This is a genomic window from Prevotella sp. 10(H) (assembly GCF_000711235.1).
Taxonomy (GTDB): Bacteria; Bacteroidota; Bacteroidia; order Bacteroidales; family Dysgonomonadaceae; genus Dysgonomonas.
In genome coordinates this window covers 377723-392356 of record NZ_JOMI01000002.1, presented here as the reverse complement: position 1 = coordinate 392356, position 14634 = coordinate 377723, and the positions used below count along the sequence as shown (strand labels likewise).

14 protein-coding genes are annotated in these 14634 nt (G+C 40.6%); 12 read left to right on the top strand and 2 right to left on the bottom strand.

Features of this window, described 5'->3' with window-relative positions; genetic code table 11:
• Positions 1-148 precede the first annotated feature (148 nt).
• The 3 genes from rnr (at position 149) to K348_RS0105225 (ending at position 4378) form a co-directional block, all read left to right on the top strand.
• Positions 149-2305: a ribonuclease R gene (gene rnr / locus K348_RS0105235; protein ID WP_029903652.1), complete on the top strand. Its 2157-nt coding sequence runs from the start codon at positions 149-151 to the stop codon at positions 2303-2305.
• Between the two features lie 82 nt (positions 2306-2387).
• Complete coding sequence (locus tag K348_RS0105230) at positions 2388-3557, top strand: acyltransferase family protein (protein ID WP_029903650.1); 1170 nt, start codon at positions 2388-2390, stop codon at positions 3555-3557.
• Between the two features lie 128 nt (positions 3558-3685).
• On the top strand, positions 3686-4378 hold the full coding sequence (locus K348_RS0105225; protein ID WP_029903649.1) for an AIM24 family protein: 693 nt from the start codon (positions 3686-3688) through the stop codon (positions 4376-4378).
• Between the two features lie 70 nt (positions 4379-4448).
• Here K348_RS0105225 and K348_RS0105220 read toward each other — a convergent pair whose 3' ends face one another.
• Entirely contained in the window at positions 4449-5888 is a 1440-nt protein-coding gene (locus K348_RS0105220) for a redoxin family protein (RefSeq protein WP_029903647.1), read from the bottom strand.
• Positions 5889-6098: 210 nt separating this feature from the next.
• Here K348_RS0105220 and hpt point away from each other — a divergent pair, with 210 nt between their 5' ends.
• The 3 genes from hpt (at position 6099) to obgE (ending at position 8583) form a co-directional block, all read left to right on the top strand.
• The gene (gene hpt, locus K348_RS0105215) at positions 6099-6635 is read left to right on the top strand and encodes a hypoxanthine phosphoribosyltransferase (RefSeq protein ID WP_029903645.1); all 537 of its coding nucleotides are present in this window, start codon (positions 6099-6101) and stop codon (positions 6633-6635) included.
• An 83-nt stretch (positions 6636-6718) separates the two neighbouring features.
• Complete coding sequence (locus K348_RS0105210) at positions 6719-7291, top strand: adenylate kinase (protein ID WP_029903644.1); 573 nt, start codon at positions 6719-6721, stop codon at positions 7289-7291.
• A 119-nt stretch (positions 7292-7410) separates the two neighbouring features.
• Complete coding sequence (gene obgE / locus K348_RS0105205; RefSeq protein WP_029903643.1) at positions 7411-8583, top strand: GTPase ObgE; 1173 nt, start codon at positions 7411-7413, stop codon at positions 8581-8583.
• Positions 8584-8650: 67 nt separating this feature from the next.
• Here obgE and K348_RS0105200 read toward each other — a convergent pair whose 3' ends face one another.
• Positions 8651-9190, bottom strand: a complete 540-nt coding sequence (locus K348_RS0105200) for a hypothetical protein (protein ID WP_029903642.1) — start codon at positions 9188-9190, stop codon at positions 8651-8653.
• 104 nt (positions 9191-9294) lie between these two features.
• Here K348_RS0105200 and pgeF point away from each other — a divergent pair, with 104 nt between their 5' ends.
• The 6 genes from pgeF (at position 9295) to K348_RS0105170 (ending at position 14582) form a co-directional block, all read left to right on the top strand.
• Complete coding sequence (pgeF, locus tag K348_RS0105195; RefSeq protein ID WP_029903640.1) at positions 9295-10104, top strand: peptidoglycan editing factor PgeF; 810 nt, start codon at positions 9295-9297, stop codon at positions 10102-10104.
• Between the two features lie 44 nt (positions 10105-10148).
• A complete protein-coding gene (locus tag K348_RS0105190; RefSeq protein WP_029903638.1) occupies positions 10149-11186 on the top strand; it encodes an agmatine deiminase family protein in 1038 nt (345 codons plus the stop codon).
• A 13-nt stretch (positions 11187-11199) separates the two neighbouring features.
• Positions 11200-11424: a hypothetical protein gene (locus K348_RS0105185; RefSeq protein WP_029903636.1), complete on the top strand. Its 225-nt coding sequence runs from the start codon at positions 11200-11202 to the stop codon at positions 11422-11424.
• Between the two features lie 63 nt (positions 11425-11487).
• Positions 11488-12363 (top strand): carbon-nitrogen hydrolase, encoded by an 876-nt coding sequence (locus K348_RS0105180; RefSeq protein ID WP_029903634.1) that lies wholly within the window; start codon positions 11488-11490, stop codon positions 12361-12363.
• 1 nt (position 12364) lies between these two features.
• Positions 12365-13096, top strand: a complete 732-nt coding sequence (locus tag K348_RS18740) for a hypothetical protein (protein ID WP_051697631.1) — start codon at positions 12365-12367, stop codon at positions 13094-13096.
• Positions 13097-13385: 289 nt separating this feature from the next.
• On the top strand, positions 13386-14582 hold the full coding sequence (locus tag K348_RS0105170; protein ID WP_029903630.1) for an MFS transporter: 1197 nt from the start codon (positions 13386-13388) through the stop codon (positions 14580-14582).
• Positions 14583-14634: the final 52 nt, after the last annotated feature.

Sequence of the window (14634 nt, the reverse complement as noted above, 5' to 3'; positions counted from 1 at the left end):
TTAGAAAAGTACTTCATTCACAAATAATCAGATGTACAATTTAATTCTTTTTTGTACATTTGAAACTTAGTAAAAATACGAAGGCCATAACATTTTGCATCCTGCGAATGTTTACCTGAAAAACAAAATAAAGAAATTATTATACAACATGGCTAAAAATAAACCGCCTCACAAAACTGATAAAAGGAAGACAAAATCAGATATAATCAACAGTATTGTAAACTTTTTCAACAGAAATTCATCCGAATCTTTCAGTTCTAAACAAGTTGCTGAAAAACTCGGATTCAAAAAGCCGGCCGAAAAGCAATTGATCACAAATATATTGTATGACCTGCAGGAAGATGCCTTCATTATAGAAACTGCACGGGGAAAATATAAATCCAATAACCGCGGACTTTTCGTGGAAGGAACATTCGAACGCAGAAGCAACGGGAAGAATTTCTTTGTTGCCGATGGTGACGACGACAGTTCACATGTTTTCGTTGCAGAACGCAATTCGGCACATGCCATGAACGGCGACCGCGTTAAAGTGCAGATGCTGGCAAAACGTAAAGGACGTGATCCGGAAGCCGAAGTAATAGAAATACTGGAACGCAAACAAAATACATTTGTCGGCACACTCGATGTTCAGAAGCAATTTGCTTTTTTGGTAATGGACAGTAAAATACTGGCAAACGATATATTTATCCCGAAAGAAAACCTTAAAGGCGGAAAAGACGGAGATAAAGCATTGGTAGAAATAGTAGAGTGGCCGCAAAAAGCTAAAAATCCTATCGGTAAGGTAATAGACATTCTGGGGCAGGCAGGAGAAAACAATACGGAGATGAACGCCATACTGGCAGAATACGGTCTACCGTACAAATATCCGGAAAGAGTTGAAGCCGCCGCCAATAAAATACCGGAAGAAATCACAAAAGAAGAGATTGCCAAACGCGAAGATATGAGAGGTACAACCACCTTTACTATCGACCCTCGCGATGCAAAAGACTTTGACGATGCCCTATCTATAAAACAACTGAAAAACGGTCGCTGGGAAATCGGCGTACATATAGCAGATGTCACCCATTATGTACAGGAAGGGGATATTATAGATAAAGAAGGTGAAAGCCGTGCTACATCCATATATCTTGTAGACAGGACAATACCTATGCTACCTGAGCATCTGAGTAACGGGTTGTGTTCACTGCGTCCTCACGAGGACAAACTCTGCTACTCCGTTGTTTTCGAAATGGACGATGAAGCCAACATTAAGAAACACCGTATCGTGCGTACCGTCATCCATTCCGACAGGCGTTTTACTTACGAAGAAGCGCAGGACATTATAGAAACAGGCGAGGGTGACTATAAAGAAGAAGTTTTGAAACTAAACGATCTGGCCAAGAAACTTCGTGCAAAACGTTTCGATAACGGAGCTATTGCATTCGACCGCCACGAAGTAAGATTCGAAATCGACGAACACGGTAAACCGCTGAGCGTATATTTCAAATATGCTAAGGAATCGAACAAGCTGATAGAAGAATTTATGCTTCTCGCAAACCGCACCGTTGCCGAATTTGTCGGGAATGTTCCTAAAAACAAGACAGCAAAAACATTTGTCTACCGTATCCACGACGTGCCTAATTCGGAAAAAATGGAGAACCTATCCGAATTTATCCGCCGTTTCGGTTATAAAATAAAAGTAGACGGAACGAAAACGAATGTATCTAAATCCATAAACCATTTGCTGGATGAAGTCAGCGGGAAACCGGAAGAAAACCTCATTTCCACTATCGCTATCCGCGCAATGGCTAAAGCAATCTATTCTACAGCTAACATCGGGCACTACGGCTTGGCATTCGAATACTATACGCATTTCACCTCTCCTATACGCCGTTATCCTGATATGATGGTACACCGCCTGCTTACCCGTTATCTGGATGGAGGACGCAGTGTAAGCAAACAATTATACGAAAGTAAATGTGAGCACAGTTCCGAAATGGAACAACTGGCAGCAAGCGCCGAACGTGCTTCAATAAAATATAAACAGGTGGAATATATGTCCGACAAGCTGGGACAGGTATTCGATGCTGTTATCTCCGGCATAACCGAGTGGGGACTATATGCCGAAATAAATGAGAATAAATGCGAGGGAATGATTCCTATCCGCGATCTGGACGATGATTTTTACGAATTCGACGAAAAGAATTATTGTCTGCGCGGTCGCCGCAACAAGCGCATCTATAGTCTGGGCGCACCTATAAAAATAAAAGTTGCCCGTGCCAATCTGGAGCGCAAGCAACTGGATTTTGCTTTGGTAGAAGAATAAGAAAAATAAGGTATCGCACAGGAAATGCCGCACCTGTGTGATACATATATTCATATAGTTAACCAAATAAAAAATTAAAGAAATGACACAGAAACCTTCGGGCAGATTACTTGCCCTAGACGTATTGCGCGGCATCACTATTGCAGGAATGATCATGGTAAACAATTCAGGCTCGTGGCAGCATACTTATGCGCCGCTTCAGCATGCTGAATGGAATGGTCTTACTCCTACCGATCTTGTATTCCCTTTCTTCATGTTCATTATGGGAATATCTACTTATATTTCGTTGCGGAAATTTAATTTTGAGTTCAGCACCCCTACTCTGTTGAAGATACTGAAACGGACGCTTGTTATATTCGTTATCGGATTAGGGCTTGCGTGGATCGGACTTTCTTTCCGTACTTACCATGTGCTGGAACCGGAAGGACTCGGATTCTTCGAAAGGTTTTTCAGAGCCATAACAAATTTCGAACGTATACGTATATTGGGTGTAATGCAACGTCTGGCGCTCACTTATGGCATAGCCTCTATTGTTGCCATTACTGTAAAACACAAATATATTCCATACATCATAGGAGTAACTCTTATCGGATATTTCCTTTTACTACTGTTTGGTAACGGTTTTGAAAGAAGTGATGAGAGTATCGTATCGGTAGTCGACAGAGCAGTATTAGGTATGAAACATTTGCTTGTAGACGGTGGTGTAGCAATTGATCCCGAAGGAGTATTAAGCACCCTGCCGGCGATTGCCCACGTCCTCATTGGTTTTTGCTGTGGAGCTGTACTTATGAATACAAAGGACAATGAGAAGAGGATAACGCAATTGTTTATCATCGGTACTATACTTACATTCCTCGGCTTACTGCTAAGTTATGGTTGCCCTATCAACAAAAAGCTATGGACTCCGACATTTGTTTTGGCAACATGCGGGCTAGGTTCGTTATTCCTTGCCTTACTGGTCTGGATTATCGATATAAAAGGACACAAAAAATGGAGTGTATTTTTCGAGTCGTTCGGAGTGAACCCCCTCTTTATATATGTATTTGCAGGTGTACTGGGTACATTATCTTATCAGGCTGTGTTCCCATATCAGGAAGGATATATATCTGCTAAAGAATATATATACACGGTTCTGCTGCAACCCTATTTCGGAGATTATTTCGGGGCGCTGGTCTACGCCTTGCTTTTTGTCGCCATTTGCTGGATAATAGGTAATATTCTGTATAAGAAAAACATATATATCAAAATATAGATATCATTCATTGCGTTTTATAGCAACTTTTTAATAAATTTTACTACTTTTAGGCTTTCTTGCTTAGAATTTGAAGAGATTTAAAATAACAAAACTTAGTATTTAATTAATTATTAAAACTTTACACTATGAACAAATATTCTATTAAGGCATTTATCGAAGAAACAGCGCAAGACGAATCAAAAAATGATTTCTTCCAGTTAGAAAGTCCTTATATGCTTGAACTTAACATCAACAACCAAATGGTGATGCTAAAAAAAGGAGCGATGGTAGCATACACGGGGAATATAAAATTCGAAAGAGAAGGCATGCTGAGCAAAGGTATCGGCAACCTGCTTAAGAAAACTATGTCCGGTGAAGGAACAACCATGATGAAGACAACAGGTACAGGCCGCGTTTATGCTGCCGATTTCGAAAAAAGAGTACGTATCCTTTATCTTGAAAATGAATCTATCAACGTTAACGGTAATGACATCCTTGCTCACGAAGAAGGTGTTAAATCGGAAGTAAAAATGATGAAGAGCGTTGCAGGAATCATGGGTGGGGGACTATTCCAGGCACGCCTGACAGGAACTGGTCACATTGCTATCACTACTCACGGAAACCCTATGACCTTGATCGTTAAACCGGGACAGCCTGTATTTACAGATCCTAATGCAACAGTAGCATGGTCGGGCAACCTTACTCCTCAGATGAAAACAGACATCTCACTGAAAACATTTATCGGACGCGGTAGTGGTGAAAGCTTCCAGATGATGTTTGAAGGCGAAGGCTGGGTAATTATCCAACCTTGCGAGGAAGTTTACGGAGCACCTCAGTGATAAATACGCTTTTACAAAATATAAAAGGCTACGGAATCCGTAGCCTTTTGTCTTTTAATCATTTATCTGATTATTTATCCTTTATCAGTTGGGATGGAGCTTTTGCATGCTTTTCTATGATTGTACCGTTTTCGTCCACCATAATATACCACGGTATAGCGATCATACCATCCCGATCGAATACTTTTCGCAAATCTGCATCCAATGCCTTATTCACCCGCACATGATTACCTTCGAGAGAATAGAATTTAATCATATCTTTCCATTGCTTATCATTCCTGTCCTCATCAATGGAAATGTATATAGACTCCATCCCTTTCTCCTTTAATATTTCCTTCAATTCCTTGTTATATTTAAATTCAGTTTTGCACGGGCCACACCATGTCGCCCAAATGTCTATATAAAGTTTCTTTCCTTTAAACAGGGATATAAGTTCTTTTAAAGTATTGATATTCTGATAATCGGGGACAAATTTCATATTTTCAGAAAAATCGGCAGATATTTTTTTCTGATAATCTGCGATCTCATTTATCAAAGGCTCTAAAAAAACAATATACTTACTGTCGGGATAATCGGTTTTGAATTGATTGTACAGAGTTATTAACTCCGCTTCATAATTTTTCTGTATACTCTGGAAATAAAGGTAAGCAGCTATGAAATATTCCAATCGCAAACCGGTAAAGTTCTTCTTCGAATTTTCAACAAAATATGTATATATCTTACCTGCCTCATATATCTCCCTAAGTTTTTCCTGATTATATTCCCCTGCGGCTATTTCTTTGTATACGGTTATATACCTGTCCGCATATTGATACCAGTAGGATGAAGCCATTAACCGTTCGCTGTCGGGAGGATATTGCGAGTAAATACTATCGAGAGCTGCGGATTGTTCTTTCAGATTTCCTGAGAAATCCATTTTCGAATAATGAGCTAAAGTTTCCAAAGCTGCGTAATAACAGTCCAGTTCGGCTCCCACCATATCATAAAACTTTGCAGATACTTTCTTTTCATCCAGTAATTTTTTAAAAAAACCGATAGCTTCCGCTTTCTTTGCAGCCATATCCGTTTTCATGGAATCTAAGGAGGCATTTCTGCCATATTTCCTCAGCTCCATTTCAAGAAACGGCGGATTAGGCAGTTCCGAAAAAAGTTTATTGCCTTCTTCATTAAGCCCTGTTATGCTCAGGGATGAATTGTTATCGTCTGCTTTAATATGAAGGTCATATTTCTGCGCAGGTTCGATTATTATTTTTTTACCCGACCCGAATCCCATTAAAGAAATAATAGCAGGCTTTTCCATAATCAGAGATATGGTAAAATTACCCAGGCTGTCTACAGCAGTTTTTCCTGTGAATCCCGTAAAAGAAACCCCGTTTACCGGCAGTGAATATTCTATAGAATCTATACTCTTTCCTTCTATTTTCCCTGAGATTATTGCTGCATCCGGAGATTTATCACATCCTGCCAGTACAAGAAGCGAAAAAAAACAAATCACTTTTAATACATTCATAGTAAGATAAGATTAATTGAGTTATTTGAGAATTTATATTCAAGGCTAGGCATAAAGATAAATATTTTCACAGAATATGCAACCATTCCATATTACTTACCGTAAATAAATCTAAGAATCAGTTATGTAAAAAGATAACATTAAATAACGCTCAATTAAGCGATTTATACTACTTTTGCAGTTTACTAACAATTTAGAGTGAGGCCATACATGAAAACGGTGAAAATTAAGGATAAGGAGTTTGAACTTTTCCTTACACAGGAAACAATAGAAAAAGCGATCGACGATGTTGCCGCCCGACTGAGCAATGATCTGAAAGATAAAGACCCTTTGTTTATCTGTGTCCTGAACGGTTCTTTTATGTATGCTTCTGAATTGATGAAACGCGTATCTGTTCCTTCCGAAGTATCATTCGTGAAGATGTCTTCTTATAAAGGCACCACTTCGACCGGAAAGATCAAAGAGATATACGGATTGGAAGAAGATATCAAAGGACGTACGATAGTTATTGTCGAAGATATTGTAGACACCGGATACACAATGACCCTTATGCTGGAACAGTTGATTTGCGACGAGCCAAAGGAAATTCTGATAACAACATTGTTACTCAAGCCGGATGCTTTGCAGCATGAGTTGAAACTGGATTATGTGGCACTGGAAATACCTAGCGACTTTATTGTAGGATACGGACTCGATTACGACGGATATGGCCGTAATCTGCCGGATATTTATAAGATTAAGAATTAAAAAGTAGATACGAGTAGACGAGTAAACAAGTTGACAAATTCGCAACTTATAACTCTTAACTCCTCACTTATAACTTTATAAACATGTTGAATATTATAATTTTTGGAGCTCCGGGCTCAGGCAAAGGTACTCAGAGTGAGAACCTGATTAAGAGATACAATCTTGCACACATTTCTACAGGCGATGTATTACGTGCTGAAATGAAAAACGGCACAGAACTCGGTAAACTTGCCGAAAATTACATATCGAAAGGACAACTTGTACCCGACGATGTAGTAATAGGCATGCTGGCAAACGTACTCGACAGCAAAAAAGAAGCTGCCGGAGTAATCTTTGACGGCTTTCCCCGCACTATTCCTCAAAGCGAAGCACTGGAACAGATGTTGAAAGAAAGAGGTCAGGAAGTGACTATCGTTGTCAGCCTCGAAGTAGAAGAGCCGGAACTGATAGACCGCCTTATCAAACGAGGACAGCAATCGGGACGCTCCGACGATAATCTGGAAACAATTAAGTCGCGCCTGGATGTATACAAAAACCAGACTTCTCCGCTCAAAGAACATTATCAGACAAGTGGGAAACTTGCCTCTATAAAAGGCGTAGGTACTGTCGAAGAAATCTTCGATCGTATAACCGAAGCCGTTGACAAAGTAAAATAATTGTATTTAAGTAGTTACGAGTTACAAGTTACGAGTTACAAGATGCTTTATCCATGAACTTGTAAACTGTAACTCGTAACTTGTAACTGCCCCTAGGGCTTGTAACTCGTAACTAAATTATGGCAGATTCAAATTTTATCGATTACGTCAAAATATATTGCCGCTCCGGAAAGGGAGGCAGGGGTTCAACACACTTCCGCCGCGAAAAGTACATCCCTAAAGGAGGCCCTGACGGAGGTGACGGAGGTGACGGCGGGCATGTTATCCTGCGGGCAAACCGCAACCTGTGGACATTGCTTCACCTCAGATACCAGCGCCATATACTTGCCGGACATGGGGAAGGCGGTACAGGTAGGCTGAGCTCCGGTAAAAAAGGGGAGACAAAAATCATAGAAGTTCCTATGGGAACAGTTGCCTATGATGCCGAAACTGGCGAATATCTCTGCGACGTAACCGAAGACGGACAGGAAGTTATCCTGCTGAAAGGCGGTAAAGGCGGACGTGGAAACAACCACTTTAAGACTCCTACTAATCAGGCTCCGCGCTATGCGCAGCCGGGCGAACCATACGAAGAACGCAGAGTTATACTCGAGTTGAAAGTATTGGCCGATGTAGGTCTGGTAGGATTCCCGAATGCAGGAAAATCGACTTTGCTGTCGGTAGTATCTGCTGCCAAGCCGAAAATTGCCAATTATCCGTTTACTACACTTGAACCGAAAATCGGGATTGTCAGCTACCGCGACTATAAATCATTCGTAATGGCGGATATTCCGGGAATTATCGAAGGGGCGAGCGAAGGTAAAGGTCTTGGATTACGCTTCCTGCGGCATATCGAACGAAACTCTTTATTATTATTCCTTATTGCTGCCGATGCAGACGATATACATCACGAATATCGGGTATTGCTGAACGAACTAGCACAATATAATCCCGAGTTACTCGATAAACGGCGTGTGCTTGCCATTTCCAAATCGGATATGCTGGACGAGGAACTGATGGAAGCTTTGGAAGCCGATTTGCCGGAAATACCACATATCTTTATTTCGTCCATTACAGGATATAATATTACGGCACTGAAAGACCTGTTATGGCGCGAACTGAATGCCGACGGCGAATATCAGAAGTCATTCAATATCACGCACCGTAATTTGGATATTAAGTCTGTAGAATTCGACGAAGAGGATGAGGTTGTAATTCCTGAGGACGATGATATCGAAGAAGATTGGGATGAAGAAGACGATGACTTCGACCCTGATTTTTACTATGGAGAAGATACAGAAGATGAAAAATAATAGACTATAAAATAAGAAACCCATTGGATCTGTTATTCAATGGGTTTTTATTTTTATATTGAAATAATTATAATATTGTAGCGCGTTTAGCAGATTCTTTTTCCGCTTTCAATTTATCCTTTTCGGCTTTATAAGCATCCTTCAAAGCTTTTTTTCTTGCTTTAATTTCAGATTTGGATAATGAATTGTTGCCTTCCAAAGCATCTATATCCGCCTCATACTTTCTTTCCAAGGCATCAAGCCGTGAATCATACTTATCTGAGATGACATCTTTTAGGCTCCCGTCCGAATTAACACCATATTTCTTATCCAGAATTGTTATCTGGTTTTCCGAAAGTATCGAGCGTATTTCGGCACGGTGCTTCTGAGCCAGAGCACGTTTTCTCTCTCCTTTCTCATAACCCGACAAATTCCGGTCTTTATTAATTGCTGCAAACTGTGGCCCTATCTCTCGCTTAAGTTTCTTTATTTTTGCAATTTGTTCCGATGAAAGGCGAAGTTCTTGATTAGATTCTATTCCTTTGTAATAATTTTCATGATCGTTAGTCTGTGCATTCAATGAAACAGCAAGGATTGCAACAAGTAGTAAGAGTAAAATTTTCTTCATTATACGTAAAATTGATTAATAAAACAACATTATCTTTAAGACAGAACCTGATCGGAAAAGTTTATTTATTTAACCTAAGATAACATTAAAATAACAACAAAAGCATGATATTTACCGAAATAAAAGCGATTAATCTCTTACAATTCAATCACTTCAAGCAGGAAAATTTATTTCATTTTTCTACTACTATTAAAGGCGGTGTAAGCACAGGTGATTATACATCTTTAAATCTCGGTATGTATTCGGGCGACGATATCGACAATGTTGCCGAAAACAAGGAGAGACTGGCTCAGGCTATAGGAGTTTCTGAAGAAGATATTTACATTCCTTATCAGACCCATGAAGACAAAATACTGACTATCGACGATTCATTTCTCAGCAAACCCGACCTTGAGAAAGTAAAACTGATGAATGGCATCGATGCACTGATAACCGACCGGAAGAATATCTGTATAGGCGTCACAACAGCCGACTGTGTCCCTGTACTGATTTTCGACCCCGAAAAGAATATACTTGCAGCCGTCCATGCCGGATGGAAAGGCACTGTAGCCAAAATTGCAGCAAAAACAGTGGCTAAAATGAAAGAGCAATTCGACTGCGATCCCACTAAACTATTGGCAGGAATAGCGCCGTGTATATCTCAGGAACGCTTCGAGGTCGGCGAGGAGGTTGTCGACGCTTTCCAACAAGCGGGCTTTATAATGGAAGATATAGGATACAGAAAACCAGAAACCGGCAAAATGCATATCGACCTGCAACGGGCAAACGAACTTACTTTATCAGAGGCCGGTATTCCCGCTGACAATATAGAGATTGCCGATCTTTGCACTTACTCTAATCCTGCATTGTTCTTCTCCGCGCGACGCCAGTCTGTACATTCGGGAAGGATGATAACGGGTGGTGTATTAAGATAATATTTGTATTTTTGCTATAATATATAATTATTAAGTTGATTCTAATGGCTCACCCTATACTTTTACCTCCCGAATGGTACCCACAAAGTGCGATACAACTCACATGGCCACATCTTGGTACCGATTGGGAATATATGATTGAAGACGTAACAGCCTGCTATGTAAATATTGCAGTAGAGATATTGAAAAGGCAAAAGTTGGTTATTGTCTGCTACAGTGCCGAAACAGTAAAATTCGAACTAAGGGAACATAAAGACTTATTTACAAATCTTACCCTTGTCGAATTACCGACAAACGACACATGGGCACGCGACCATAGCGGAATCTCTGTCATAAAAGATGGTAAAAAATGTGTTTACGACTTTACATTCAATGGCTGGGGCATGAAATTTGCATCCAATTTCGACAACCAGATAACCAAAGGGTTATTTGCGAAAGAGATTTTTGGGAATGATGTTACGCTGGTCAACAAAAAGGATTTCGTACTCGAAGGGGGCGCGATAGAATCGGACGGAAAAGGCACATTGCTTACCACAACCGAATGTCTGCTATCACCAAATAGAAACTCTTACCTGTCAAAAGACGGCATAGAAGACTATTTGAAAGAAGTATTCGGACTAAATAAAGTACTATGGCTCGACCATGGCTATTTTGCCGGAGACGATACGGACAGCCATATCGACACGCTTGCCCGCTTTTGTGATGAGCACACAATAGCTTATGTAAAGTGTGACGACAAATCGGACGAACATTACCATGCTTTGGCAAAAATGGAAGAGCAACTGAAAACTTTTACCGACTATCAGGGAAAACCATATAAACTGGTGGCTCTGCCAATGGCAAAAGCTGTATATGATGAAGATAATCACAGACTGCCCGCTACATATGCTAATTTCCTGATTATGAACAAAGCCGTTCTGTTGCCGTTTTATAATGATAAGGAAAGGGATGAAGAAGCGCGTAAGCAGTTGCAGATGACTTTTCCGGATAGGGAAGTTGTCGGTGTGGATTGTTCACCGCTGATTAAGCAGCATGGCTCACTACATTGCATTACCATGCAGTATCCCGAAGGTTTTATTTAATTATTAATTAAGGATGAAAGACCAGAAAGCATTATTATTCAGATGCCTGAAAAACGATATTCCGGCAATGGTATTTTCGGGAAATGATATATTGTTCCTGCCACTCTTGAAAAGATATTATCAGGATGCAAAGGAAGGAGGATGTACTCAAGAGTTTCTAGACGATATATTGCTTCGCATTGAGGAATTTGAAAAGCATGTACAGATGTCGCCCGATACAGTTAAGTTACCGGATTAATCCAATGTGACAATTAGCAAATTCGGAAATTAGCAAATTTAGTAATTCGTAATTTTGAGAACAATGAAAGTAGGAATAATACAACAGGCCAATACGCCTGATATTAAAAATAATATACAAGGACTAAAAGACAAAGTCAGGGAAGCAGCCAAGCAGGGCGCGGAACTTATTGTAATGCAGGAACTGCATAATTCCCTTTACTTCTGTCAGGTGGAAGATACAGATATTTTCGACCTTGCTGAAACCATACCCGGACCGTCTACTGACGAATTTGGCGCACTGGCTAAGGAACTCGGAGTGGTTATAGTATTATCTCTCTTCGAACGGCGTGCACCGGGATTGTATCACAATACGGCCGTTGTAATGGAAAAAGACGGAACCATCGCCGGAAAGTACCGCAAGATGCATATTCCCGACGATCCGGCTTATTACGAAAAATTCTACTTTACACCGGGTGATCTGGGCTTCAAACCGATAGAGACTTCTCTCGGTAAATTGGGCGTTTTGGTCTGTTGGGATCAATGGTATCCCGAAGCTGCCCGCCTAATGGCCATGGCCGGAGCTGATTTGCTGATTTATCCTACTGCGATAGGCTGGGAATCGACCGATATACAGGATGAGAAAGACCGCCAACTCGGGGCATGGGTAGTCTCGCAACGGGGACATGCTGTAGCTAACGGGCTACACGTAATATCTGTGAACCGTACAGGCTACGAACCCGACCCGTCAGGACAGACTAACGGTATCACATTCTGGGGAAATAGTTTCATAGCAGGCCCTCAGGGTGAGATATTATGGCAGGCATCAAATGATAAGGAAGAAGTGAAAGTTATTGATATCGATTTGAAACGTTCGGAACAGGTACGTCGCTGGTGGCCTTTCTTCCGTGACAGACGCATCGATTATTTCGGGGATATAACGAAGCGGTTTATAGATTGATATGAGTTTACAAAACTTTATATTGCTCGCTGTTTTCTTTCTGTTCTCCTGTTCATCCAAATCGAATGAACAAAAGGAAAGCGAGATTGTAAATGAAGTTACTGAAATTGAAAATCTAAAGCCGTATGCCGAACTCAAAAAAGAAACTATTGAGAAAAGAGAGGCTTTCAGAAAAGCATATGAAGCTAATAAAAACAACAAGGAAAAGCAGGACAGCATTCTCCTTGAAGCACAAAAATACTTATTAACTATTTCCGACGATTTCTTCCGTTCGTGGTACAATACGCCATGGACATTTCACGGGCACAGCCAGACCCCAAAAGAAGGCAGTATTGCCTGCGGTTACTTTGTTACTACAACACTGCGCGATATGGGTTTCAATATCCCCCGTATAAAATGGGCACAGCAAGCTTCCGAATATCTGATAAAGAAAGTATCGACCGACATCAAACGATTTCAGCAAAAGCCGATGAAGGATATTGTGAGTTACATCGAATCGAAAGGTGAAGGACTGTACATTGTCGGTCTCGACAGCCATGTAGGATATATTTACTACCTGAACGGGAAGATGTCTTTCGTGCATGCTAATTACTACAAACCGAAAATCGGTGTAATGTCGGAACCACTGACAGGACGTAATCCGCTGAACGATTCTAAATACCGCGTTATAGGGAAAATATTCGATAAAGAAATGGTAAAGAATTGGATATTGAATGTGGCTTATCCGGAATAAGTTTATCTATATTGAGGTAGCTGTTAGCCTTTAGCTAATAGCTGTTAGTTCTTTGAATGATATATTAGTTACAAGTTACTTCGCCCTGGGGGCAGTTACGAGTTACGGAAATATTAATTGTTCATTGTTAATTACTAATTGATTTCTGTTACTTTTGTTACCTTTTAACATTGTATCTCGCAAAGGCGCAAGGAGGCAAAGAGATGTTGTTAACTGATAACTGTTGACTGATAAATGAAAAATGCGTTACTTTCGTTACTTTTTAACATTATATAGTTAATAAATATTAATGACATCAACCGAACAAGAAAGTAAAATATACCTGACAAAGAGTACCCTTTGGCTGATGACAATCGGTGCCGGACTGGTAGTCGCTAATCTTTACTACAATCAACCCTTATTGGGTATGATAGCTAAAGAATTCGGACAATCGGAAGCCGCAACAAGCAAAGTCGCCATGCTAACGCAAATAGGCTATGCTGCCGGACTTTTGCTGATTATTCCGTTAGGTGATATGTTCCGGCGGAAAAGGATTATACTCTTCGACTTCATATTTATCATCCTTTCATTACTGGCTTTTGCTTTCAGCAATTCCCTCACTGTGATGATAATTGCCAGCTTCTTTATTGGCCTGACATCCGTAGTGCCCCAGATATTCGTACCTATAGCCGCTCAACTTTCAAAACCGGAAGAGAAAGGCCGCAATGTAGGGATAGTGATGAGCGGATTGCTTATAGGCATACTTGCTTCACGCGTTTTCAGCGGATTGCTGGGTGAATATCTCGGTTGGCGGGAAGTATTCTATATAGCTGCAGGAATGATGTTCGCAATGGCTATCCTCATCTCATGGCTACTGCCGGATATGAATCCGACTTTCCGTGGAACATATAGTCAGCTGATGAGCTCTATATTCCGGTATATAAAAGAAATTCCAAGCCTGCGCCTTGCATCAGTCCGAGGGGCATTAGGATTCGGTTCATTTTCTATCTTTTGGACTACGCTGACATTCCGCCTCGAACAAGCCCCATTCTTTCAGGGAAGCGACGTTGCGGGTTCATTGGGGCTTGTAGGGATAGTAGGCGCACTGGCAGCATCCGTCACAGGATCGCTTGCTGGTAAGATTAATAAGAATAAAATAATCCTTATGGCTTGTTTAATAATGATATTATCATGGGGAATATTTGGATTTTTAGGTAATAGCTATATAGGACTGATTGCAGGCATTGTCTTTCTGGATATGGGGTTACAAGGTATGCATGTAACAAACCAGACAATTGTTTTTTCCACACATCCCGAAGCATCCAACCGCTTGAATACGGTGTATATGGTATCTTATTTTGTGGGCGGTTCAATAGGCACTTTCATCGGTGGAATCGCATGGCAGCATTACGAATGGAACGGAGTAGTCGCCAGCGGAGGATTGCTTGTATTACTCTGCCTGTTAACTCATATCATATTATGTAGCAGGAAGAAATATGCTATATGAAAAGATTTATATCTTTTTAAATCGGGATTATCTATATCTTTGTAGCGGGGAA

Coding starts and splice junctions, on each gene's coding strand:
- K348_RS0105225 (WP_029903649.1), top strand. CDS start 3,686: ATGAACAAATATTCTATTAAGGCATTTATCGAAGAAACAGCGCAAGAC.
- hpt (WP_029903645.1), top strand. CDS start 6,099: ATGAAAACGGTGAAAATTAAGGATAAGGAGTTTGAACTTTTCCTTACA.
- K348_RS18740 (WP_051697631.1), top strand. CDS start 12,365: ATGAGTTTACAAAACTTTATATTGCTCGCTGTTTTCTTTCTGTTCTCC.
- K348_RS0105230 (WP_029903650.1), top strand. CDS start 2,388: ATGACACAGAAACCTTCGGGCAGATTACTTGCCCTAGACGTATTGCGC.
- pgeF (WP_029903640.1), top strand. CDS start 9,295: ATGATATTTACCGAAATAAAAGCGATTAATCTCTTACAATTCAATCAC.
- obgE (WP_029903643.1), top strand. CDS start 7,411: ATGGCAGATTCAAATTTTATCGATTACGTCAAAATATATTGCCGCTCC.
- K348_RS0105200 (WP_029903642.1), bottom strand. CDS start 9,190: ATGAAGAAAATTTTACTCTTACTACTTGTTGCAATCCTTGCTGTTTCA.
- K348_RS0105170 (WP_029903630.1), top strand. CDS start 13,386: ATGACATCAACCGAACAAGAAAGTAAAATATACCTGACAAAGAGTACC.
- K348_RS0105185 (WP_029903636.1), top strand. CDS start 11,200: ATGAAAGACCAGAAAGCATTATTATTCAGATGCCTGAAAAACGATATT.
- K348_RS0105210 (WP_029903644.1), top strand. CDS start 6,719: ATGTTGAATATTATAATTTTTGGAGCTCCGGGCTCAGGCAAAGGTACT.
- K348_RS0105220 (WP_029903647.1), bottom strand. CDS start 5,888: ATGAATGTATTAAAAGTGATTTGTTTTTTTTCGCTTCTTGTACTGGCA.
- K348_RS0105190 (WP_029903638.1), top strand. CDS start 10,149: ATGGCTCACCCTATACTTTTACCTCCCGAATGGTACCCACAAAGTGCG.
- K348_RS0105180 (WP_029903634.1), top strand. CDS start 11,488: ATGAAAGTAGGAATAATACAACAGGCCAATACGCCTGATATTAAAAAT.
- rnr (WP_029903652.1), top strand. CDS start 149: ATGGCTAAAAATAAACCGCCTCACAAAACTGATAAAAGGAAGACAAAA.